Origin of the sequence: Pseudomonas sp. LBUM920 (assembly GCF_003852315.1) — a bacterium.
Lineage (GTDB): Bacteria > Pseudomonadota > Gammaproteobacteria > Pseudomonadales > Pseudomonadaceae > Aquipseudomonas.
On sequence record NZ_CP027762.1, the window covers coordinates 2,639,527 to 2,666,035 of the forward strand.

General features: G+C 65.5%; 4 protein-coding genes. All 4 read left to right on the forward strand.

The annotated features are described in order from the left end of the window. The first annotated feature begins 275 nt into the window (after positions 1-275). The 4 genes from C4J83_RS12345 (at position 276) to C4J83_RS12360 (ending at position 26,371) form a co-directional block, all read left to right on the forward strand. Entirely contained in the window at positions 276-1,274 is a 999-nt protein-coding gene (locus C4J83_RS12345; RefSeq protein WP_124417155.1) for a magnesium chelatase ATPase subunit I, read from the forward strand. Between the two features lie 53 nt (positions 1,275-1,327). After that, entirely contained in the window at positions 1,328-1,930 is a 603-nt protein-coding gene (locus C4J83_RS12350) for a vWA domain-containing protein (RefSeq protein WP_106580325.1), read from the forward strand. Between the two features lie 214 nt (positions 1,931-2,144). Then, positions 2,145-15,050, forward strand: coding sequence for a non-ribosomal peptide synthetase (locus tag C4J83_RS12355; protein ID WP_124417156.1), 12,906 nt, complete (start codon positions 2,145-2,147; stop codon positions 15,048-15,050). Continuing rightward, positions 15,047-26,371 (forward strand): non-ribosomal peptide synthetase, encoded by an 11,325-nt coding sequence (locus tag C4J83_RS12360; protein ID WP_124417157.1) that lies wholly within the window; start codon positions 15,047-15,049, stop codon positions 26,369-26,371. Before C4J83_RS12355 ends, C4J83_RS12360 begins: the two co-directional genes overlap by 4 nt. Positions 26,372-26,509 lie beyond the last annotated feature (138 nt).

A 26,509-nucleotide genomic window follows, 5' to 3' on the forward strand; every position in this document is an offset into this window, starting at 1 on the left:
TGTTGTCGCGAGCAGCTTTGTTGTGGCAAGCAGACATGTGGCGATCGGGCTTGTGGCAAGCGGGCTTGTTGTGGCGAGCGGGCTTGCCCCGCATTGGGTCGCTAAGCGGCCCCAAAACCGCACGCCCGGTTCTTTCAGAAAAACCGCGTTGTTTGTATTAGGGCTGCTTCGCAGCCCAACGCGGGGCAAGCCCGCTCGCCACAACGAGCGCTAGCCACGATAAGCCCGGCCACCTCAGGGGATTGCCTGTGCCGCAGAATTTAACGAGAACTTGCATGACCGACATTCCACATTTCCCGCTGTCCGCCGTGGTCGGCGCCGATGAACTGAAACTGGCGCTGTGCCTGACCGCCATCGACCCGAAAATCGGCGGCGTGCTGATCGAAGGCCCGCGCGGCATGGCCAAGTCGACGCTGGCGCGTGGTCTGGCGGACCTGCTCGCCAGCGGCCAGTTCGTCACCCTGCCGTTGGGCGCCACCGAAGAACGCCTGGTCGGCACGCTGGACCTGGACGCCGCATTGGGCGAAGGCCGCGCGCAGTTTTCCCCTGGCGTACTGGCGAAGGCCGACGGCGGTGTGCTGTACGTCGATGAAGTCAATTTGCTCGCCGATCACCTGGTGGACCTGCTGCTGGACGTCGCCGCCAGCGGCACCAACCTGATCGAGCGCGATGGCATCTCGCATCGGCATTCGGCGCGCTTTGTGCTGATCGGCACCATGAACCCGGAGGAGGGCGAGTTGCGCCCGCAACTGCTCGACCGTTTCGGCTTCAACGTGGCGTTGAGCGGGCAAACCCTGCCCGCCGAGCGGGGGCAAATCATTCGTCGGCGCCTGGATTTCGACAGCGACCCCGCCGCGTTCTGCGCCCAATGGGCCGAGCAGCAAGGCGCCTTGCGTGAGCGTTGCACGCAGGCGCGGGCGCGGCTCGACAGCATTGAGCTGGATGACCAATCCCTGGCGCAGATCACCGAGCGCTGTTTCGCCGCCGGTGTCGACGGCCTGCGCGCGGACCTGGTGTGGTTGCGCGGCGCACGCGCCCATGCCGCCTGGCGTGGCGCGAGCGCCATCGCCGAGCAAGACATCGAAGCCGTGGCCGAGTTTGCCTTGCGCCATCGGCGGCAAGAGCAATCCCCACCGGCGAGCCCGCCCAATCAAGGCCAGGCTCCCAAACCTTCCGACTCTTCACCCGGCCAGGGCCAGTGGGGCGACATGCCCGCGCCAGCCTTGCCCACGGGCGCACGCCGGGAAGTCCCTGCCTGGCCAAAAAAGCCTTAGGCATTCGCCCTCGTCCTGACGCGGGGGCGGATGCCCGGCCCAAGGCGGGGCGACTGGACAACGGCAGGCACGGCAAGGCGCGCAGCGCAAAACACGGCACGATCAACTGGCCGGGCACCTTGCTCGGCGGGCGGCCGCACTGCCGTGAGGATGTGCGCTACCACCTGCGCACCCGCGCGGCCCACGAGTTGTGGCTGGTGATCGTCGATGCCTCGGCCTCCACGCGGCGCCATGGTGCGTTGAGCGACGCCAAAGGCCTGCTCGCGCAGCTGTTCGACGATGCCTACCGCCAACGTGCGCGCATGGCATTACTCACGGCCAGCGGGCCGTCGCCCACCTGGCAAGTGCAGGGCTTGAAGGCCGCCAAAGGCTTGACCGGATGGCTGGCGCAACTCGGCGCGGGTGGCGGCACGCCGTTGCTGGCGGCGCTGTCCGAGGCGGGGCATTGGCTGCAGGCGCGACGCCAGCGTTACCCCGCCGAGCGACAGCGTCTGCTGGTGATCACCGATGGCCGGCTCAAGGATATTGCCGGTTTGCCAGCGCTCGATTGCCCGGGGCTGCTGGTGGATATCGAGCGCGGCCCGATCACACTTGGGCGAGCAGCACAGCTGGCGCTGGCGCTGAACCTGGACTATCGGCATATCGACAGTCTTTAGCGTCAATAAAACTGAACTCTGGCCGATTTCCGCTTGTCCCCGCTTCCCATGTCACCCCCCGCCTGCCAAATCCCTTAATTTTCCAAGCCTGCCGGAAGCCTCTTCAGGCTTGCGGCTGCGCCTGCTTTTTATCAGGCGCCCAGCACACCCGATCCTAACGGCAGCTGAAAACGGACTTTCTCCTTCACCGTGACTTATCAGGCAGGTTACCCCCATGCAGTTCAGCGAATTATTGGCAGCGATTTCCACCCACGCGATCCGTCTGCAACTGGAAGAAGGCGACCTGATCATCCTGGGCGACGACGAAGCGCTGGATGATGCGCTGTGGGATCAACTGATCGCGCACAAGCCGCGCTTGCTTGAGTGGGTGGCCGAGCAGGGCGGCGACTGGCTGAGCCCGGCCTACCGGATTACCCCGGACATGCTGCCGCTGGTCAGCCTCGACCAGCCGGCCATCGACCGTATCGTCGCGGCCATCCCCGGCGGCGCGGCGAATGTGCAGGACATCTACCCGCTGGCGCCGCTGCAGGAAGGCATGCTTTACCATCACCTTTCGGCGCAGCAGGGCGACCCTTACGTGCTGCACGCGCAGTTTGTGTTCGACAGCCGCGCACGCCTGAGCGCCTTTGCGCAAGCGTTGCAATGGGTCATCGACCGTCACGATATCCTGCGCACCTCCATGGCGTGGGAGCGCCTCGACGAGCCGCTGCAAGTGGTATGGCGCAAGGCAAACCTGGTGTGCGAAGAAGCGTACTTCAAGGGCGGCGACGCCCTGGCCCAATTGCTCGCGCGCTACGACGCACGCGCCTACCGCATGGACCTTGGCCAGGCGCCGCTGCTGCGCCTGGTGTTTGCCGACGACCCGGCCAACAGTCGGGTGGTGGCGATGCTGCTGTTCCACCACACCATCCTCGACCACACCGCCCTTGATGTGGTGCGCCATGAAATCCAGTTGTACCTGGCCGGCGAGCAAGCCCAGGCGGGTGCGCCGGTCGCGTTTCGCGGCTACATCGCCCAGGTGCGCCACGGCGTCAGCGAGCAGGCGCACGAGGCGTTCTTCCGCGAAATGCTGGCCGATATCGATGAGCCGACCTTGCCCTTCGGCTTGCAGGATGTGCAAGGCGATGGGCAGGGCATCGACGAGGCACGCATCCCCGTGGACAGCGCCCTCAGCCGGCGTCTGCGCAGCCTGGCGCGACCATTGGGCGTGAGCGTGGCGAGCATGATGCACCTTGCATTGGCGCGTGTATTGGGCGTGGTGTCCGGTCGTGATGCGGTGGTGTTCGGCACGGTAATGCTTGGCCGTATGGGCGCCGGCGAAGGCGGTGAGCGGGCCCTGGGCATGTTCATCAATACCTTGCCGTTACGCGTGGATGTGGGCGAGCAGGGCGTGCGCGCCGGGGTCAAGGCCACCCATGCGCGTCTGACGGCTTTGCTCAACCACGAACATGCGTCCCTGGCCCTGGCTCAGCGTTGCAGTGGTGTGGCGGCGCCGACACCGCTGTTCAGCGCCATGCTCAATTACCGTCACAGCGCCGCTACCGATATGGCCGCTGTCATCGACGTGGCCGAAGGCATCCAGGTGCTCGGTGCCCAGGAGCGCACCAACTACCCGCTGACCGTCAACGTGGATGACCTGGGCGAAGACTTTGCACTGACGGTGATGGTCGATGCCGTCATCGGCGCACAACGTGTCGCAGCTTACCTGCACACCGCGCTGCACAGCCTGGCCGATGCGTTGGAGCAGCGACCGGATCAGCCGCTGAGCGGCCTGAACATCCTGCCTGACACCGAGCGCCACCACCTGCTGCACCGCCTCAATCAAAGCCCCGCGCACTACGCCGACACCGCCCTGATCCATCAGCAAGTCGAAACCCATGCCGCCGCCCGTCCCGAAGCCATCGCCGTGCGCTTCGACACTCAGCGCCTGACCTATCGCCAACTCAATGAACGCGCCAATCAGGTCGCCCACCGTTTGCTTGCGCAGGGGGTGCGCCCGGATGACCGCGTGGCGATCTGCGTTGAACGTGGCCCCGAGATGATCATCGGTCTGTTGGGCATCCTCAAGGCCGGCGCCGGTTATGTGCCGATTGACCCGGCCTACCCGCTGGAGCGCATCGCCTACACCCTGGCTGACAGCGAACCGCTGGCCGTGCTGGTGCAAGCCAACACCCGCCACTTGGTGGGCGAGCTCGCGCAGATCGACCTCAACAGCCTGCGCGGCGAATCCATCGTCAACCCGCGCATCTCCCTCAGCCCGGCGAACCTGGCCTACGTGATCTACACCTCAGGCTCCACCGGCCTGCCCAAAGGCGTGATGATCGAACATCGCCAGGTCGCACGGCTGTTCACCGCCACTGACCACTGGTTCGGTTTCAATCGCAATGATGTATGGGCGCTGTTCCATTCCTTCGCGTTCGATTTCTCGGTGTGGGAAATCTGGGGCGCGCTGATGCACGGCGGCCAATTGCTGATCGTGCCGCAACTGGTCAGCCGTTCGCCGGATGAGTGCTACGCGCTGATCTGCGACGCGGGCGTGAGCATTCTCAACCAGACGCCCAGCGCGTTCCGCCAGTTGATTGCGGCCCAAAGCGCCCAGTCGCACTCCTTGCGTCAGGTCATTTTCGGCGGCGAAGCCCTTGAGCCCGGCATGCTCAAGCCGTGGTACGCCCGCGCCATCAACGCCGGTACGCAACTGGTCAACATGTACGGCATCACCGAAACCACCGTGCACGTGACCTATCGCGCGCTGGAGGCCGCGGACGCGCAGTTGGTCGGCGTCAGCCCGATTGGCGTGCGCATTCCCGACCTGCAGCTGTACGTGCTGGATGAGCGTCGCGAGCCGTTGCCGTTTGGTGTGGTCGGCGAGCTGTACGTCGGCGGCGCCGGGGTGGCGCGGGGTTACCTCAACCGTGACGCGCTCAATGCCGAGCGTTTCCTGGCCGACCCGGCCACCGGCCTGCGCATGTACAAGACCGGTGACCTCGGCCGCCTGCTGCCCGACGGCAGTGTCGAGTACCTGGGCCGCAACGACGACCAGGTGAAGATCCGTGGTTTCCGTATCGAGCTGGGTGAAATCCAGGCGCGCCTGGTCACCGCCGACGGCGTGCGTGATGCGGTGGTGATTGCCCGTGAAGACGCACCGGGCGACAAACGCCTGGTGGCCTACGTGATCGCCGAGCGTGAACTTGGCGCTGCCGAGCTGCGTGATCACCTGTTGCTCAGCCTGGCCGAGTACATGGTGCCCAGCGCCTTCGTACGGCTGGATCAATTCCCGCTGACCACCAACGGCAAACTCGACCGCAAGGCCTTGCCCGCACCGGACGCCGACGCGCTGGCGCGGCGTGACTATGCCGCCCCGCAAGGTGCGGTTGAAGCCGCCATCGCCAGTATCTGGCAGCAGTTGTTGAAGCTCGACAAGGTCGGCCGCGACGATAATTTCTTCGAACTCGGCGGCCACTCGCTGCTGGCGGTCAAGCTGATCGAACGCATGCGCCAAGTGGACTTGAGCTGTGATGTGCGCGTGCTGTTCGGCCAACCCACGTTGGCTGCACTGGCCGCGGCGGTGGGCGGGCAGCAGGAGGTGCAGGTGCCGGCCAACCTGATCGTAGACCCCTGCGAGCGCATCACACCGGACATGCTGCCTCTGGTGGCCCTGGACCAGGCCGCTATCGACCACATCCTCGAAAGCGTGCCTGGCGGCATTGCCAACGTGCAGGACATCTACGGTCTGGCGCCGTTGCAGGCCGGCATTCTTTACCACCACCTGGCAACCACCGAGGGCGACCCCTACGTGTTGCAGGTGCAGTTGCGCTTTGCCGACCAGGCGGCGGTGGATGCGTTTATCCAGGCGCTGCACAGCGTGATTGAACGCAACGACATCCTGCGCACCGGGATTGTCTGGGAAGGCCTGGATGAACCGGTGCAGGTGGTGCTGCGCCAGGCGCCCTTGGCGGTTGAGCGCATTGACGCGCACGGCCTTGATGCACTGGCGCTACTGCAACAACGCTTCGATCCACGCCATTATCGCCTCGACCTGTCGCGCGCTTCACTGATGCACTTTGGCTACGCCGAGCAGCAGGGCGGTTACGTCGGCATTCTGCTGCTGCACCACATCCTGCTCGACCACACCGCCTTGCAAGTGCTGGTCGAAGAAATGAGCGCCAGCCTCGCCGGCACCAGCGCGCAGCTGCCGGACGCGGTGCAGTACCGCAACTACGTGGCCCAGGCGCGCTTGGGGGTGACGCAGGCGCAACACGAAGCCTTCTTCAGCGACATGCTGGGCGATATCGACGAGCCGACGCTGGCGTTCGGTTTGCACGACGTGAATGGCGACGGCAGCGGCATCGTCGACGCGCACGTACCACTGGAGCCGGCGCTCAGTCACGGCCTGCGCGAACAGGCGCGACAACTTGGCGTGAGTACCGCAAGCCTGGTGCACCTGGCCTGGGCCCAGGTGTTGGCGCAGGTCTCCGGCCAGCAGGACGTGGTGTTCGGTACCGTGTTGCTGGGCCGTATGCAGGGCGGCGAAGGTGCCGACCGTGCGCTGGGAATGTTCATCAATACCTTGCCGCTGCGCGTCAGCCTTGGCGCCGTCAGTGTGCAAGCCGGCGTGCGCGCCACCCACGCACGCCTGGCGCAGTTGCTTGGGCATGAGCATGCCTCGCTGTCGCTGGCACAGCGTTGCAGCGGCGTACCGGGTTCGTTGCCGCTGTTCAGCACGCTGCTCAATTACCGCCACAGCGCGCCGGGCGAAGCCCCGGGAGACAGCCCGTTCGCCGCGTCCGGGATCGAGATTCTCAGTTCGCAAGAACGCAGCAATTATCCGCTGGTGCTGAACGTCGATGACCTGGGCAGCGGGTTTTCCCTGACCGTGCAGGGCGTGAACAGCCTGGATGTACAGCGCGTGGGCGCCTACATGCTCACTGCGTTGAGCCATCTGGTGACCGCGCTGCAACAAGCGCCGACCACACCCTTGCAGGCCGTGTCGATCCTGCCGGCTGCCGAACGCCACCAACTGTTGGTGGCGTTCAACGCCACCGCGCGTGACTACCCGTCGCAGCTCACGGTGCACCAACTGTTCGAAGCTCAGGCGCTGGCCCGTCCCGACGCTGTGGCGGCGGTGCAGGGCGCGCTGTCGTTGAGTTATCGCGACCTCAATCGCCGTGCCAACCGCTTGGCCCACCACCTGATCAGCCAGGGCGTGCAGCCGGGCGAAAGCGTGGCGATCGCACTGCCGCGCTCGCTGGATTTACTCGTGTGCCAACTGGCGATCCTCAAGTGCGCGGCGGCGTATGTGCCGCTGGACGTCAATGCGCCGGTCGAGCGCCAGGCTTTCATGGTGCAGGACAGCGGTGCGCACCGCGTGCTCAATACCCTGGCCGACCTGAACCTGGACGCGCAGTCGCCGCGCAACCCCGACCTGGCCCAGTCGGCGCAAAGCGTGGCGTACATCATGTACACCTCCGGTTCCACCGGTGCACCCAAAGGCGTGCAAGTGCCGCACCGCGCGATCTCGCGCCTGGTGCTGAACAACGGCTATGCCGACTTCAATGAGCGCGACCGCGTGGCATTCGCCTCCAACCCGGCCTTCGATGCCAGCACCCTCGACGTGTGGGCGCCGTTGCTCAATGGCGGTTGTGTGGTGGTGGTCGAGCATGCGGTGCTGCTGTCCCAGGCGGCGTTTGCCTCGCTGTTGCAGGAGCAAGCCGTCAGCGTGTTGTGGATGACCGCAGGCCTGTTCCATCAATACGCCGATGCGTTGCTGCCGGTGTTCCGCCAACTGCGCTACCTGATCGTCGGCGGCGATGTGCTCGACCCGCAGGTGATCGGCCGTGTGCTCCAGCACGGCAAACCCCAGCACCTGCTCAATGGCTATGGCCCGACCGAGGCCACCACGTTCTCCACCACCTTTGAAATCACCGCGCCGGGTGCGGGCAGTATCCCGATTGGTCGCCCCATCGCGAATGCCCAGGCCTACGTGCTCGATGCGCGCCAGCAACCGCTGCCGCTGGGTGTGGTTGGCGAGCTGTATATCGGCGGCGCCGGTGTGGCCAACGGGTATTTGAACCAGCCGCAATTGACGGCAGAAAAATTCATCCCCAACCCCTTCGGCGAAGGCCTGCTGTACCGCACCGGCGACCTGGCCAGCTGGCAGGCCGACGCTACCTTGCTGTACCAGGGGCGTAACGACCTGCAAGTCAAGATCCGCGGTTTTCGTATCGAGCCGGGCGAAATCGAAACCTGCCTGGCCGCGTTCCCCGGCGTAAAAGACGCGGTGGTGCTGGCCCGCGAAGACGAGCCGGGCGACAAGCGCCTGGTGGCGTATTACACCGCCCAGGCACCCTTGGACATCCAGGCACTGCGCGCTCATCTGCAAGGCCGGTTGCCGGACTACATGGTGCCGTCGGCCTACGTGTGGCTGGCACTGTTGCCACTGACCGCCAACGGCAAGCTCGACCGCAAGGGCCTGCCCGTACCCGATCAGAGCGCGCTGCTCAGCCGGGGTTACGAGGCGCCGGAGGGCGAGGTGGAAACCTTGCTGGCACAGATCTGGCAGGACGTGCTCAAGCTCGAGCGTGTCGGCCGGCATGACCATTTCTTCGAGTTGGGCGGGCATTCCTTGCTGGCGGTGAGCCTGATTGAGCGCATGCGTCAGGTGGGCTTGAGCGCGGATGTGCGTGTGCTGTTCAGCCAGCCAAGCCTGGCGGCGCTGGCAGCGGCAGTCGGCAGCGGGCGTGAGATCGAGGTGCCGGCCAATGGCATTCCAGCCGGCTGCGCCCAGATAACGCCGTCGATGCTGACCCTGGTGCAACTCGACCAGGCGGCGATCGAGCGTATCGTCGCCACCGTGCCGGGTGGCGCGGCCAATGTGCAGGATATCTACCCGCTCGCGCCGCTGCAGGAAGGCATTCTTTATCACCATATCAGCGCCGAGCAGGGCGACCCGTACCTGCTGCAGTCGCGCATGGCGTTTGACAGCCTTGAGCGTTTGCACGCCTTCATGGGCGCGCTGCAACAGGTGGCGGCCCGTCACGATATCCTGCGCACCGGCGTGGTCTGGGAAGGTCTGGACAGCCCGGTGCAAGTGGTCTGGCGCGAGGCCCGGCTGGTGGTGCAAGAGGTTGTTCTGGACCCGGCTGAGGGCGGCGTCATCGAGCAACTGCACGAACGTTTCGATGCCCGCCACTATCGCCTGGACATCACCCAGGCGCCGCTGCTGCGCATGGTCTATGCCCAGGACCCGGCGAATAATCGGGTCGCGGCAATCCTGTTGTTCCATCACCTGGCGCTCGACCATACCGCCATGGAAGTGGTCGGCCAGGAGATGCGTGCGTTCCTGTTCAACCAGGCCGAGGCACTGCCCGACGCTGCACCGTTTCGCAACTACGTGGCCCAGGCGCGACTCGGTGTCAGCGTGGCGGAACACGAGCAGTTCTTTTGCGACATGCTCGCCGATGTCGATGAACCGACCTTGCCCTTTGGCGTGCAGGACGTGCAGGGCGACGGCCGCGCTATCGAAGAGGCCGAACAGCCGCTGGACGCCGCGTTGGCAATGCGGGTGCGTGAACAGGCGCGGGTGCTGGGGGTGAGTGCGGCCAGCCTGATGCACCTGGCGTGGGCGCAAGTGCTGGGGCTGGTGTCCGGGTGTGATGAGGTGGTGTTCGGCACGGTGCTGATGGGGCGTATGCAGGCGGGTGAGGGCGCTGACCGTGCGTTGGGCATGTTCATCAACACCTTGCCGTTGCGCGTCGATGTGGCGTGCGCTGCTGCGGCGGCCGTCAAGGCGACTCATGCCCGCTTGAGCGCGCTGCTGGGGCACGAGCATGCGTCGTTGGCCCTCGCCCAGCGTTGCAGCGGCGTACCGACGGCCGTGCCGTTGTTCAGCGCCTTGCTCAATTACCGTCACAGCACCCCCGGCGAAATGGCCCGCGATGGCCATGGCATCTGGGAAGGCGTGCAACTGCTGGGCGGTGAGGAACGCAGCAATTACCCGCTGACCCTCAGCGTCGATGACTTCGGCACAGGCTTTGGCCTGAGCGTGCTGGCACTGCCGCAGATCGGCGCCCAGCGCTTGTGTGGCTACATGCACGGCGCCGTGGAGCAGTTGGTGGCGGCATTGGAACGCTCGGTGAGCACCCCGCTTAATCAATTGCCAGTGCTGCCGCCGGCAGAGTGCGAAACCCTGCTGCGCGAATTCAACGCAACGGCCGCAGACTTCCCGACCGGGCACACCGTGCACGGCGCCTTCGAAGCCCAGGTCGAACGTCAGCCTCACGCGATTGCCGTGCAGCAGGACGGCGAGGTCCTGACCTATCAGCAGCTCAATCAACGCGCCAACCAGGTGGCCCACCACCTGTTGACACTCGGCGTGCAGGCGGATGACCGTGTCGCGATCTGCTGTCGCCGTGGACCGCAGATGCTGGTCGGGCTGCTGGGCATTCTCAAGGCCGGCGCCGGCTACGTGCCTATCGACCCGGCTTACCCCGCCGAACGTATCGCCTACCTGTTGCAGGACAGCACGCCAGTAGCGGTCTTGGCCGAGGCAAGCACCCGTGACCTGCTGGGCACGCAGGCCACTGTCGACCTGTTCGACGAGTGCTTGCGGCACCACGCCGTCAGCAACCCGCAGCTGGCCGGCCTGACCCCGGCGCACCTGGCTTACGTGATCTACACCTCCGGCTCCACCGGCCAGCCCAAAGGCGTGATGGTCGAACACCGCACTGTGGAAAACCTGGTGCATTGGCATTGCGAGGCCTTCGGCCTGGACGCGCGCAGCCACACCAGCAGCGTCGCCGGGTTTGGCTTTGACGCGATGGCCTGGGAGGTCTGGCCGGCACTCTGTGCAGGCGCGACCTTGCACGTGCCGCCTGCGGAGGTCGGCAATGAAAACATCGACGAATTGCTCGCCTGGTGGCTGGCGCAGCCACTGGACGTCAGCTTCCTGCCCACGCCAGTGGCCGAGTACGCCTTCAGTCAGAACCTGCACCACCCGACCTTGCGCATCCTGTTGATTGGCGGTGATCGCCTGCGTCAATTCACCCAGGAGCGGCGCTTTGCGGTCATCAACAACTACGGACCTACCGAGGCCACGGTGGTCGCCACCTCCGGCCGCGTGCGCGCCGGGCAGGCGTTGCATATCGGCCGGCCCATCGCCAATGCCAGCGTGTACGTGCTCGACGCACAGTTGCGCCCGGTGCCGGTGGGTGTCGCCGGTGAGCTGTATGTGGGTGGCCGTGGCGTGGCGCGGGGGTATTTGAACCGCCCGCAGATGAGCGCCGAACGCTTCCTGCAGGACCCGTTCAACCCTGGGCGCATGTACCGCACCGGTGACCTGGTGCGCTGGCTGCCCGATGGCAATATCGAGTACCTGGGCCGTAACGACGACCAGGTCAAAGTGCGCGGTGTGCGCGTCGAACTCGGCGAAATCGAAAGCCGCCTGGCCGCGCTGGACGGTATCCGCGAAGCCGTGGTGCTGGTGCGCGAGGGGCGTCTGGTGGCCTGGTTCACCGAACACTGGCCGCTGGCGATTGAAACCGTGCGTGCGCAACTGCAGCAACAGCTACCCGACGCGCTGGTGCCAGCAGCCTACGTCAGGCTCGACACGCTGCCGCTGACCGCCAACGGCAAGCTGGACCGCAAGGCCTTGCCGCAACCCGACCAAGCCGCCTTGCCGAGCCGCGATTACGCAGCGCCGGAAGGCGCGGTGGAAACCACCCTGGCGCGGATCTGGGCCGAGGTGTTGCAGGTGGAGCAAGTCGGCCGGCATGACCACTTCTTCGAACTCGGCGGCCATTCGTTGTTGGCGGTCAGCCTGATCGAACGCATGCGCCAGGTCGGCCTCAGTGCTGACGTGCGTGTGCTGTTCAGCCAGCCCACGCTCGCGGCGTTGGCCACCGCCGTGGGCAGTGGCCGCGAAGTGCAGGTACCGGCCAACCGCATCACCGCCGACTGCCAGCGCATCACCCCGGACATGTTGCCGTTGGTGGAACTCGACCCCTCAACCCTCGACGACGTCGTCAGCCGCGTACCCGGCGGCGCTGCCAATGTGCAGGATATCTACCCGCTGGCGCCGTTGCAGGAGGGCATTCTCTACCACCACATCACCGCCGAGCAGGGCGACCCGTACCTGCTGCAATCGCACCTGGCGTTCGACAGCATTGAGCGCCTGAACGCCTTCGCCCAGGCGCTGCAACAGGTCATCGACCGCCATGACATCCTGCGCACCGGCGTGGTCTGGGAAGGCCTGGCGCAACCGCTGCAAGTGGTGTGGCGCAAGGCTGAACTGCCGCGTGAAGAGCTGCACCTGCAAGGTGATGTACTGGCCGGCCTGCATCAGCGTTTCGATGCGCGACGCTATCGCCTGACGCTCAGCCAGGCGCCGTTGATCAGCCTCAAGTACGCCCAGGACCCGGCCAACCAGCGTGTGGTGGTGGTGTTGCTCTATCACCACATCGCCCTCGACCACACCGCATTCGACGTGGTGCTGCGCGAAATGCAGGGCCACTTGCTTGGCCACGCCGCGCCAACAGCGGCGCCGATGCCGTACCGCAACTACGTGGCCCAGGCGCGTCTGGGCGTAAGCGAACAGGAACATGAAGCGTTCTTTCGCCAGATGCTCGGTGACGTCGATGAACCGACCTTGCCGTTCGGCTTGCAGGATGTGCGCGGCGACGGCAACGCGATCCAAGAACACCGCTTGCGCCTGGACACTGACCTCAACCGCCGGCTGCGTGCCCAGGCGCGCTTGCTGGGGGTAAGCACAGCGAGCCTGTTCCACCTGGCGTGGGGCCAGGTACTGGCGGCCACCTCGGGTCGCCACAGCGTGGTGTTCGGCACGGTGCTGGTGGGTCGCATGCAAGGCGGCGAGGGCGCCGACCGCGCGCTGGGGGTGTTCATCAATACCTTGCCGCTGCGCCTGGACATCGACGCACAAGGTGCGCGCGCTGCGGTGCGGGCCACCCATGCACGGCTTACCGCGCTGCTGGGGCACGAACACGCGTCGCTGGCGCTGGCCCAGCGCTGCAGCGGCGTGGCAGCCCCGGCGCCGTTGTTCAGCTCAATGCTCAACTACCGCCATCGCGGCGCCGCCACGCGGTCGGCCGAGGCGCAGCAGGCCTGGGAAGGCATGCAGACGCTGGTCAACGACGGGCGCACCAACTACCCGCTGACCCTGAACGTGGATGACCTGGGCGATGGTTATGACGTCACCGCCCTGGCGCAAATCGACGCGCAACGCGTGTGCGCTTACATGCAGACCGCTTTGTCAGGGCTGGTTGAAGCCCTCGAGCAGGCGCCGCATCAGCCGCTCAATCGCCTGCCGATTGTGGGCAGTGAGGAACGGCAAAAACTGCTGGTGGAATTCAACGCCACCGACGTCAACTACAACCTCGACCAAACCCTGCACGGCCTGTTCGAAGCCCAGGTCGAGCGCACGCCGCAGGCCGTGGCGGTCAAGTCCGGCGATCAGCAACTGACCTACAGCGCGCTCAACGAGCGCGCCAACCGCCTGGCCCATCACCTGCGTGAAAGGGGCGTGCAGCCGGATTCGCGCGTAGGCATCTGCGTGGAGCGCGGCCTGGACATGGTCATCGGCCTGTTTGCGATCCTCAAGGCCGGCGGCGGCTATGTGCCGTTGGACCCGGCCTATCCTCGCGAGCGCCTGGCCTACATGCTGCAAGACAGCGCGCCGGTGGTGGTGCTCGCGCAAGACACCACCCGCGCGTTGCTGGGTGAGGTGCCGGTGATCAACCTGGACCACGCCACCTGGCAGCACCAACCCGCTGGCAACCCCCACGTGCCGGGCCTTACCGCCCGGCACCAGGCCTATGTGATCTACACGTCCGGCTCCACCGGCCAGCCAAAAGGCGTGATCAACGAGCACGCCGGGGTGGTCAACCGCCTGCTGTGGATGCAGGACGCGTACGGTCTCAAGGCCAGTGATAGCGTGCTGCAGAAAACCCCGTTCAGCTTCGACGTGTCGGTGTGGGAGTTCTTCTGGCCGCTGTTCACCGGCGCACGCCTGGTCATGGCGCGCCCAGGTGGCCATAAAGAGCCTGAGTACCTGTGCGAAGTGATCGAGGCCGAACAGATCACCACGCTGCATTTTGTGCCCTCGATGCTTGACGTGTTCCTGGCCCACGGCGATGTCAGCCAGGCGGCCGGCCTGGTGCGCGTAATGTGCAGCGGCGAAGCCTTGCCGGGCAGCCTGGTGCGGCGCTTCAAGCAGCAACTGCCGGGCATCGGCCTGTACAACCTGTACGGCCCCACCGAAGCGGCCGTGGACGTGACCGCCTGGAACTGCGCGCGTCCCGAGGTGCCGGACAACACGCCGATCGGCAAACCGATTGCCAACACGCGCATGTACCTGCTGGATCCGCAGTTGCAGCCGGTGCCGTTGGGCGTGGTCGGCGAGCTGTTTATCGGCGGCGTGCAAGTGGCGCGTGGCTACTTGAATCGCCCCGAGCTGACTGCCGAACGCTTTCTCAAGGACCCCTTCACCCATGGGCGCCTGTACCGCACCGGCGACGTTGGCCGCTACTTGCCCGACGGCAATATCGAGTACCTGGGCCGCAACGATGACCAGGTGAAAATCCGCGGCCTGCGCATCGAGCTGGGGGAAATACAGGCGCGACTGCTCGAACATGCGCAGGTCAACGAGGCTGCGGTGGTGGCCCGCGAAGACCGGCTGGTCGCTTACTACACCGGCGTACCCACCGACATCGAGCAACTGCGCGCGCACCTGCTGCAGCACCTGCCGGACTTCATGGTGCCCGCGCTGTTCATGCACCTTGACGCGCTGCCGCTGAGCCCCAACGGCAAGCTCGACCGCAAGGCCTTGCCTGCGCCGGGCATGGACGCGCTGATCGTGCGCGAGTACGCGGCGCCAGAGGGTGATACCGAGATCCTCCTGGCCAGGCTGTGGGCCGAGTTGCTCAACGTCGAGCGGGTCGGGCGCCATGACAACTTCTTTGAACTGGGCGGGCACTCGCTGCTGGCCGTGAGCTTGATCGGACGCCTGCGCCAGGAAGGCCTGGAAGCCGATGTGCGGGCGTTGTTCGAACAGCCGACGCTGGCCGGCTACGCCGCCATAACCGAACGAATGGAGATCGTCCTGTGAGCATTTCTGAGCTGTTGGCGACGCTGAAAACCAAGGATGTGCAACTGGCGCTCAAGGGCGAACAGTTGTCGGTGCAGGGCAATAAACAGGCGCTGAGCGACCCGGCGATTCTTGCCGCGTTGCGCGAGCACAAGCCGGCGTTGATCGAGTTGATTAAGGCCGGTGAGTATTCGCCGACCAAGGCCGGTGAAGTGACGGTGCCGGCCAATGGCATCCCGGCGGGCGCCGAGCGCATCACGCCGGCCATGCTGACCCTGTCGACCCTGAGCCAGGACGAGATCGACCGCATCGTCGCCATAGTTGATGGCGGCGTGGCGAATATCCAGGATATCTACCCGCTGGCGCCGTTGCAGGAAGGCATTCTGTTCCATCATGTCAGCGCCGAGCAGGGCGACCCGTACGTGATGCAGTCGCAGTTTGCGTTCGACAGCCTGGCGCGTTTTGAGGCCTTTGCCCACGCCCTGCAAAGCGTGATGAACCGCCACGACATCCTGCGCACCGGCGTGGTCTGGGACGGGTTGCAGGAACCGTCGCAAGTGGTCTGGCGCCAGGCGCAACTGCCGGTGCAGGTGTTGGCGCTGGACCCGGCTGACGGCGATATCGCCGCGCAGTTGCACGCGTTGTTCGATGCCCGCCACTATCGCCTCGACGTGACCCAGGCGCCGCTGCTGCGCCTGGTGCGTGCCGAAGATCCGGCCAATCAGCGCATCGTCGCCACCTTGCTGTTTCACCACATGGCCCTCGACCACAGCGCCCTGGAAGTGGTGTGCCATGAAATGCAGGCGTGCCTGCTGGGGCAGGGCGCAGCGCTGGGCCAGGCGGTGCCGTTTCGCAACTATGTGGCGCAGGCGCGGTTGGGGATCAGCGAGCAGGAGCACGAAAGCTTCTTCCGCCAGATGCTCGGCGACATCAGCGAGCCGACCTTGCCATTTGGCCTGCACGACGTGCAAGGCGATGCCCGCGGGATTGCCGAAGTCAGCCTGCCGCTGGCAGCACAGCTGGGCCAGCGCCTGCGTGCGCAGGCCCGGCAACTGGGGGTGAGCGCCGCCAGCCTGTTCCATATGGGCTGGGCACAGGTGCTGGGTGTACTGGCCGGTAAAGAGCACGTGGTGTTTGGCACCGTATTGATGGGCCGCATGCAGGGCAGCCATGACACCGATCGGGCACTGGGCATTTTCATCAACACGCTGCCGTTTCGCGTGGACGTGGGCGCCGAGGACGTGCGCGCCGGGGTCAAGGCCACCCACGCGCGGCTGACCACCTTGCTGCGCCACGAACACGCCGCGTTGGCCCTGGCCCAGCGCTGCAGCGGCGTGGTCGCGCCGACGCCGCTGTTCAGCGCGTTGCTCAATTACCGCCACAGTGCCCCGGCCGCCAGCGCCGCTGCCGTGTCGGCCTGGCAAGGTATCGCGGCGCTCAGCGCCGAAGAACGCACCAACTACCCGCTGACCCTGAGCGTGGATGACCTCGGCGAAGGCTTTGCCTTGAGCTTGCTCGCCAGCACCCAGGTGGACCCGCAGCGCGTCTGCGCCTACCTGCAAACCGCGCTGGAAAACCTCGTGACTGCGCTGGAGCAGGCGCTACAGACACCGCTCAATCAAGTCTCGGTCGTGCCCGCCGCCGAACAACAACAAGTGCTGGAGCAGTTCAACGCGACCCACGCCGACTTCCCTCAAGGCACCACGTTGCACGGGCGTATCGAAGCTCAGGCGGCCTGCACGCCCGAGGCCATCGCCGCCGTGCAGCAAGGCCGCCAACTGACCTACGCCGAGCTGAACCAGCAAGCCAACCTGTTGGCCCATCACCTGCTGGCGCTGGGGGTCAAGCCCGACGACCGCGTGGCCATCGTCGCCCGCCGTGGCCTGGATACCCTGGCCGGGTTGCTGGCGATCCTCAAGGCCGGCGCCTGCTATGTGCCGGTGGACCCGTCCCACCCGGCCGAGCGCCTCAATTATTTGCTCACCGACAGCGCGCCGGTGGCGGTGCTGACGCAACAGGGGCTGCTGGACCGACTGCCCGCGCTGCCAGTGCCGGTGATCAACCTGGACCGCTTTACCTGGCAGCATCATTCGGCGAGCAACCCCACGGTCGATGTCACGCCCTCCAACCTCGCCTATGTGATCTACACCTCCGGTTCCACTGGCCTGCCCAAAGGCGTGATGGTCGAACACCACACCGTGGCCAACCTGGTGGACTGGCATTGCCGCGCCTTTGACCTGTGTGCCGGGCGCCACACTGCCAGTGTCGCCGGTTTCGGCTTTGATGCGATGGCCTGGGAAGTGTGGCCGGCGCTGTGTGTCGGCGCGACCCTGCACCTGCCGCCGGCCCATGACGGCACCGAAGACATCGACGCCTTGCTCGCGTGGTGGTGCGCGCAGCCGTTGGACGTGTGCTTTTTGCCCACGCCGGTGGCCGAGTACGCCTTCAGCCAACAGATCGAACACCCGACCTTGCGCACCTTGCTGATCGGCGGTGATCGCCTGCGCCAGTTCGCGCGGACCCAGCGTTTTGAGTTGATCAATAACTACGGGCCTACCGAGGCCACGGTGGTCGCCACGTCCGGCAAGGTGGAGGCGGGCCAGCCGCTGCATATCGGCAAGCCTGTCGCGAATGCCACGGTGTACTTGCTGGATGAGCAGCAACGGCCGGTGCCGCTGGGGGTTGCCGGCGAGCTGTACGTGGGCGGCAAAGGCGTAGCGCGCGGTTACCTGAACCGCCCTGAGCTGACGGCCGAGCGCTTCGTGCAAGACCCGTTCAACGCTGGGCGCATGTACCGCACCGGCGACCTGGCGCGCTGGCTGCCGGACGGCAATCTCGAGTACCTGGGGCGTAACGACGACCAGGTGAAGATCCGTGGCGTGCGTATCGAGCTGGGCGAGATCGAAACCCAGCTCAACCAATTGCCGGGTATTCAGGAAGCGGTGGTGCTGGTCCGTGAGGACCGGCTGGTGGCGTATTTCACTGAAAACCCGTCGTTCGCGCCGTTGGCGGTTGGCGATATCCGCGCCCATCTGGTGGCGCAGCTGCCGGACTACATGGTCCCGGTTGCCTACGTGAAGCTTGAGGCATTGCCGCTCACCGCCAACGGCAAACTCGACCGCAAGGCCTTGCCCGCGCCGGACATGGCTGCGGTGTTTACCCGCGAGTACGAGGCGCCCCAGGGCGAGATCGAAAGCGTGCTGGCGCAGATCTGGGCCGATGTACTGCACGTGGCGCGCGTCGGGCGTCGCGACCATTTCTTTGAGTTGGGCGGGCACTCGTTGCTGGCAATGCGCATGGTTTCCCAGGTGCGCCAGCGTCTGGGTGTCGAGCTGATCCTTGGCGACCTGTTTGCCAATGCCGAGTTGGCGGCGGTCGCCGAAGTCCTGGCCCAATCGGGGCGCAGCACGTTGCCGGATATTCTCCCGGCCAGCCGCGATGAACCCGTGCCACTGTCCTTCGCCCAGCAGCGCCTGTGGTTTCTGGCACTGATGGAAGGCGCCAACACCGCCTATAACATCCCCATTGGCCTGCGCCTGCGTGGGCAGTTGCATGTCGAGGCGCTGCAACGGGTGCTGGCGCGGATTGTGGCGCGCCACGAAACCCTGCGCAGCCGCTTTGCTCAACACGGCGACGACGCCCAGGTGCTGATTGTGCCGGCCGAAGACGTGCTGCCGCTGCAAGTGCAGGACCTGCGCCGCCACCCGCAACCCCAGCAGGCGCTGGATGCCTTGATTCATGGCGAAGCCTCGGCGCCATTCGACCTGGAGCGCGGCCCGCTGCTGCGCGGGCGGCTGGTGGTGATGGCCGACGATCACCATGTGCTGTTGCTGACCTTGCACCACATCGTCTCCGACGGTTGGTCGATGGGCGTGCTGACCCGTGAGCTGATGGCGCTGTACCAAGCCTTCAGTCACGGTCTGCCCGACCCGTTGCCGCCGCTGGCGATCCAGTACGCTGACTTCGCCGTGTGGCAACGCCTGTGGCTGAGCGGCGACGTGCTGCAGCGCCAGAGCAGCTATTGGCAGCAGGCGCTGGCAGGCGCGCCGGCCTTGCTGACGTTGCCCACCGACCGCCCGCGCCCGGCGCAGCAGGATTACGCCGGCAGCAGCGTCGAAGTGCGCCTGGATGAACGCCTCACCGCCGGGCTCAAGGCCTTGAGCCAACGCCACGGCACCACGCTGTACATGACCTTGATGAGTGCCTGGGCCTCGCTGCTGGCGCGGCTGTCCGGGCAACACGACCTGGTGATCGGCTCGCCGGTGGCCAACCGCACGCGCAGCGAGGTTGAAGGGCTGATCGGCCTGTTCGTCAACACGCTGGCAGTGCGCATCGACACCTCGGGCGAGTTGAGCACCGAGGCGCTGCTGGCGCGGGTCAAGGCGTTGACGCTGGAAGCCCAGGCCCATCAGGACCTGCCGTTCGAACAGGTGGTGGAAATCACCCGGCCGCCGCGCAGCCTGGCCCACAGCCCGTTGTTCCAAACCCTGTTGACGTGGCAGGACAGCAGCGCACCGACCCTCGCATTGGGCGACCTGGCCCTGGAAGGCATCGTCGAAAACAGCCACTTTGCCAAATTCGACCTGTCGCTGAACCTTGGCGAAGTGCAGGGCAGCATTCTTGGCGCGCTGGAATATGCAGTGGCGCTGTTTGATGAGTCGACCGTGCAGCGTTACGTCGGCTACTTCACCCGCGTGTTGCAGGCGATGGTCGAAAACGACCAGGCGGTGCTTGAGCATGCGTCGCTGGTCGATGAGCGTGAGCGTCAGCACCTGCTGTTTGATTTCAATGCCACCGAGGTCAATTACAACCTCGACCAGACCCTGCACGGGATGTTCGAGGCGCAGGTCAAGCGCACCCCGGACGCGATTGCAGTCAAGGCCGGCGAACGGCAGCTGACTTATGCCGAGTTGAATGGGCAGGCCAATCAGTTGGCCCATCACTTGCTGGCGCTGGGTGTGCAGCCGGATTCGCGCGTGGCCATTTGCGTGGAGCGCAGCCTGGAAATGGTCGTGGGCCTGTACGCCATCCTCAAGGCGGGCGCCGCGTATGTGCCATTGGACCCGGCCTACCCGCTGGAGCGTATTGCCTACATGCTGCAGGACAGTGCGCCGGCAGTGGTGTTGGCTCAAGGCTCTACGCGTGAGTTGCTGGGTGCGGTGCCGGTGGTCGATCTGGACCACCCTTGCTGGCAGCACCAGCCGCTGGATAACCCGAAAGCAGTGGGCGTGACGGCGTATGTGATCTACACCTCCGGTTCCACCGGCCAGCCCAAGGGCGTGATCAACGAACACGCCGGGGTGGTCAACCGCCTGCTGTGGATGCAGGACGAATATGGCCTCAAGGCGCAGGACTCGGTGCTGCAGAAAACCCCGTTCAGCTTCGACGTGTCGGTGTGGGAATTCTTCTGGCCACTGTTGACGGGCGCACGGTTGGTGATGGCGCGCCCTGGCGGGCATAAAGAGCCTGAGTACCTGTGCGATGTGATCGAGGCTGAGCAGATCACCACGCTGCACTTTGTGCCGTCGATGCTGGATGTATTCCTGGCCCATGGCGATGTGCGCCAGGCGGCGGGGCTGGTGCGTGTGATGTGCAGCGGCGAAGCCCTGCCGGGCAGCCTGGTGCGGCGCTTCAAGCAGCAGTTGCCGGGCAGTGAATTGCATAACCTGTATGGCCCGACCGAAGCGGCGGTGGATGTCACGGCGTGGAATTGCGCGGGCGCAGTGACGCCGGACAACACACCAATCGGCAAACCCATTGCCAACACGCGCATGTACCTGCTCGACAGCCAGTTGCAGCCCGTGCCGTTGGGGGTGGTCGGCGAGTTGTTCATCGGTGGCGTGCAAGTGGCGCGCGGTTATCTGAATCGGCCTGAGCTGACGGCCGAGCGCTTCCTGAATGATCCCTTTGCCCGCGGACGCATGTACCGCACCGGTGACGTCGGGCGCTACTTGCCGGACGGTAATATCGAATATTTGGGCCGCAATGATGACCAAGTGAAGATCCGCGGTTTACGCATCGAGCTGGGCGAGATCCAGGCCCGCCTGACCGAGTATCCGTCGATCAATGAAGCGGCCGTCATCGCCCGCGAGCAACGCCTGGTGGCTTACTACACTGGCGCGCACTGCGAAATCGACGTGCTGCGCAGCCATCTGTTGCACCACTTGCCGGAGTTTATGGTGCCGGCGATTTTCGTCCATCTCGACGCCTTGCCTCTGAGCCCCAACGGCAAGCTCGACCGCAAAGCCTTGCCGGAGCCAGGCATGGAGTCGGTGGTGGTGCGCGAGTACGAGGCGCCCCAGGGTGATACCGAGATCGCCCTGGCCAGCCTGTGGGCCGAGCTGCTCAATGTGGAGCGTGTGGGCCGTCACGACAACTTCTTCGAGTTGGGCGGGCACTCGTTGCTGGCCGTAAGCCTGATGGGGCGCATGCGCCGCCTCGGGTTGTCGGCGGATGTGAAGGTGCTGTTTGGCCAGCCGACCTTGTCGGCCTTGGCGGCGGCGCTGGGCAGCGGGCGTGAAGTGGCGGTGCCGGCCAATGGCATCGCACCCGGCTGCACGCACATTACGCCGGACATGCTGCCCCTGATCCAGCTGGATCAGCCGGCCATCGAGCGCATTGTCGCCCGCATTCCCGGCGGCGCGGCCAATGTGCAGGACATCTACCCGCTGGCGCCGTTGCAGGCCGGCATTCTCTATCACCACCGCGCCGTACTCGAAGGCGATGCGTACCTGCTGCAGGCGCAGTTTGCGTTCGACAGCCGGGTGCGCTTGCAGGCCTTTGCCCAGGCGTTGCAGGCGGTGATCCAGCGGCATGATGTGCTGCGTTCCTCATTCTATTGGGATGGCCTTCATGAGCCGGTGCAGGTGGTTTGGCGTGAAGCCTCGTTAAGCGTCGAAACAGGGCCGTTGCCGTCGCGTCTCGATGTGGCTCAAGCGCCGCTGATGCGCCTGGTTTACGTGCAGGAACCGCAGCGCGTGGTGGCGACCTTGCTGTTTCATCACCTGGTGATGGACCACATCGCGCTGGACATCCTGCAGCACGAAATGCAGGCGTTTCTGTTGGGTCGCGACGCGGCGTTGGGCGCTGCAGTGCCGTACCGCAATTACGTGGCCCAGACCCGTTTGGCGGTTAACGATCACGAGGCGTTTTTCCGCGACATGCTCGCTGAGATCGACGAGCCCACCGAGGTCGAAAACCTGGGTGTCGATGAAAAAGCGCATCTGATCATCGACCCTCAGTTGAGCCAGCGCCTGCGCACCCAGGCCCGTCAAGCGGGCGTGAGCGCCGCCAGCCTGATGCACCTGGCCTGGGCCCATGTGCTGGGCAAGGTCAGCGGCCGCGAGCGTGTGGTGTTCGGTACCGTGATGCTCGGCCGTCTGCAGGGCGGCGAAGGCGCCGAGCGCGCCATGGGCGTGTTTATCAACACCTTGCCGCTGCGGGTCGATCTGGGTGAGCACTCGGTGCGTACGGCGTTGCGTGCGACTCATGCTCGCCTGACCCAACTGCTCGGCCATGAGCACGCGCCGCTGGCGCTGGCCCAGCGTTGCAGCGCAGTGCCGGTGGCGACGCCGCTGTTCAGCGTGCTGTTCAACTACCGCCACAGCGCGGCGCAAACCGGCGGCGTGGCGCAGGCCTGGCAGGGCATCGAGTTGCTCAAGGCCGAGGAACACACCACTTACGGGCTGTCGGTGAGTGTCGATGACCTCGGCGACGGGTTCAGCGTGCACGCCATGGGGCAGGGTGCCCGACGTTTGTGTGGCTACCTGCACCAGGCACTCGAACAGGTGGCGCATGCGCTGGAGCACAACCTTGAAATCGCCATCAGCCGCCTGCCAATACTGCCCAGCGCCGAACGCCAACAGCTGGCGGTGTTCAACGCCACCGCGCGTGCATTCCCCCGCGAGCACACGGTACAGCGCCTGTTCGAAGCCCAGGCGCAGGCGCGGCCTGACGCGCTGGCGGCGTTGCATGGCGAGCAGGCAGTGAGCTACGGCCAATTGAACACCCGCGCCAATCGCCTGGCCCATCACCTGCTGAGCCTGGGCGTGCGGCCCGCCGATAACGTGGCGATCCTGCTGCCGCGCTCGCTCGATCTGCTGGTCAGCCAACTGGCGGTTCTCAAATGCGCGGCAGCCTATGTGCCGCTGGATATCCACGCGCCCGCCGAGCGCCAGGGCTTTATGCTGCAGGACAGCGGCGCGAGCTGGCTGCTGACCCGCAGCGACGCGTCCATCGATTACGCCGCCCGGCGTCTGGACCTGGACACCCTGACTCTTGACCCGCAACCGAGCAACAACCCGGACCTGTCACAAGCCTCGGACAGTGTGGCGTACATCATGTACACCTCCGGCTCCACGGGTACGCCCAAGGGCGTGTTGGTGCCGCATCGCGGTATCACGCGGCTGGTGCTCAACAACGGCTACGCCGACTTCAATGCGGCGGACCGCATTGCCTTCGCCTCCAACCCGGCGTTCGACGCCAGCACCATGGACGTGTGGGGCGCGTTGCTCAACGGTGGGCAGGTACAGGTGATCGACCACGCGACCTTGCTTGACCCGGCCGCGTTCGGCAGTGCGCTGCACGGCGCGACTGTGCTGTTCGTCACCACGGCGCTGTTCAACCAGTACGTGCAGCTGATTCCTCGAGCGCTGGCCGGCTTGCGCATGTTGCTCTGCGGCGGCGAGCGCGCCGACCCGGCGGCGTTCCGCAGTCTGTTGGCGCAGGCGCCAGGGCTGCGTTTGGTGCATTGCTACGGGCCGACGGAAACTACCACCTATGCCACCACCCATGAAGTGCAGGCGATTGCCGATGACGCCGACAGCGTGCCCGTCGGCCGGCCGATTTCCAACACGCATATTCACGTGCTGGATGCCTGGTTGCAGCCGGTGCCGGTGGGGGTGACCGGTGAGATCTGCATCGGCGGCGATGGCGTGGCCAGGGGGTATTTGAACCGCCCTGAGCTGACCGCTGAAAAGTTTGTCGACGACCCCTTCAACGCCGGTGCCTTGATGTACCGCACCGGTGACCTTGGTCGCTGGACCCAGGAGGGTTTGCTGGAGTGCATCGGACGCAATGACGACCAGGTGAAAATCCGTGGTTTTCGTATTGAGCTGGGTGAGATCGAAGCGCGCCTGGCGACCTTCGCGGGTATTCAGGACGTGGTGGTGCTGGCGCGTGAGGACGTGCCGGGTGACAAGCGCCTGGCGGCTTACTTCACCTGGGCTGACGCACCTGTTGACCTCGACAGCGTGCGGGCGCACCTGCAAGGCCAGCTGCCGGACTACATGCTGCCATCGGCCTATGTACCGTTGGCGCATTTGCCACTGACGGCCAATGGCAAGATCGACCGCAAAGCCTTGCCGGTTCCGGCGCTGGACGCGTTGAATCGCCGTGATTTCGAAGCGCCTGGCGATGCGCTGGAACAGCAACTGGCCAACCTGTGGGCCGAAGTCTTGAAGCTGGAGCAGGTTGGGCGACATGACAGCTTCTTCGAGCTGGGCGGGCATTCGTTGCTGGCAATCCGGCTCGTCAACCTGATGGAAGAGGCCGGGTTGCAGGTGTCCCTGGCCGAGCTGTTCCAGCATGCCAGCGTGGCTGGCGTCGCGGCGATGCTGCAGCAGCGCACGCAGGCGCCGGCGCGCGAGACGTCGGTGATTACCGTGCGCAGCAGCGGTTCGCAGCCGCCGCTGTTTCTGCTGCATGAGTTCAGTGGCATGGACGTGTACTTCCCGGCGCTGGGCCAACACCTGCCCGGCGACTATCCCATTTATGGCCTGCCGGGCGCGGCGCTTGGCGAAGCGCATCTGAACACCATGGAAGGCCTGGCCGCGCGCCTGGTCGGGTTGATTCGTCGCATCCAGCCCCACGGGCCCTATCGGCTCGCGGGCTGGTCGTTTGGCGGCGTGCTGGCCTATGAAGTGGCGATGCAATTACTCGGGCTGGATGAGGCGGTGGCCTTCCTCGGCTTGATCGACAGCTATGTGCCGCGCATGACCGATCAGGGCAAGGCGCGCTGGAGCGGGCCGGATGCGCTCAAACGGCATTTGTTGCTGCAGTGCACGGCGTATTGGAAAGCACAGGGAGGTGTGGATGAGCTGGCGAGCCTTGAATACTTGGAGGCGGGCATTGGACAGCTGGACTTTGCGGGTCTGCTGCAACGCTGTCGCGATCAAGGTTTGCTATACGCGCAAATGGCAGCGGCTGCGGACGCGGACCTCTTGAGTTTTATCGAACGGGAGGTCGGGCATGGGCATGCGCTGGCGCATTACAGCCTGTTCCCGTTGCCGGTCGCGGTGCATTTGTTCAGCGCGCAAGAGCGGCCCACCGAGTTGTCGCGGCGCAGTGTTTCGCTGGGGTGGGAGGATGCGTTGGCGCCTGGGCAGTTGCGCCGGGTGGAGGTGCCAGGCGATCACCAGAGCATGATGCAGGCGCCGCATGTTCAGGCGCTGGGGCGGGCGATGAGCGAGGCGTTGGCCGTGTGTTCGCCGGTGGCGCAGGTGGCGCATCAACCGCTGCTGCGCATTCAGAGTGGGCGGGCAGGGTATGCGCCGGTGTTCTGCGTGCCGGGTGCGGGCGATAGCGTCACCGGGTATGTGGGGTTGAGCGAAGCGCTGGGGCGTGACTGGCCGCTGTTCGGCTTGCAGCCGCGCGGGCTCGATGGCCAGGCGGTGCCGCATAGCCAGGTCGAAGCGGCGGCGCAGTGTTATCTGGCGGCGCTTGCACAGGAGTGTCCGCAAGGGCCGGTGCACTTGGTGGGGCACTCGTTTGGCGGCTGGATCGCGTTGGAGATGGCGCTGCGGTTGCAGGCGATGGGCCGTGAGGTGGCGTCGTTGACGGTGATTGACAGCGAAGCGCCGGGCGGCGCCGGGCGGCCTTACACCACCACGGCGGCGATGTTGCGATTGATCGAGGCGATGCAACTGGCCGCCGGCAAGTCGCTGGGTATCGACCGCGTGGACTTTGCCGGGCGTGATGAAGTGGCGCAGCGGCAATGGCTGCATGCGGCAATGGTGGGCGTTGGACTGTTGCCGGGGCGCTCTGCGGTGGATGCCATGGACGGACCGGCGCGCACTTATGCAGCGGCGTTGCGCACGGTGTATCAGCCGCATCAGCGTTACAACGGCGTGGTGCGGTTGGTGTTGGCTGAGGACCCTTCGCTGGATGCGGCGGGCAATCAGCGCGAACAGAGCCTGATGATTGAGGGGTGGCGACGGCAGGGCAGCGGGCTGGAAGTTTGGTATGGGCCGGGGAACCACTTTACGTTGCTTAAAACGCCGAATGTTCAGGGGTTGGCGCAGTGGTGGCTTGAGGGTGTGGTGATTGGGGAGGTGGTGTCGTGAGCGGCATACACCGATCTGAAAGTGGGAGCTGGCTTGCCTGCGACAGCGGTGCGGCAGTGTACCTATCCATTGCTGCGGTCACGGCCACTTATGGTTCCGCTCTTACAGCGGGTCACTTTTGTAAAGACACAAAAGTAA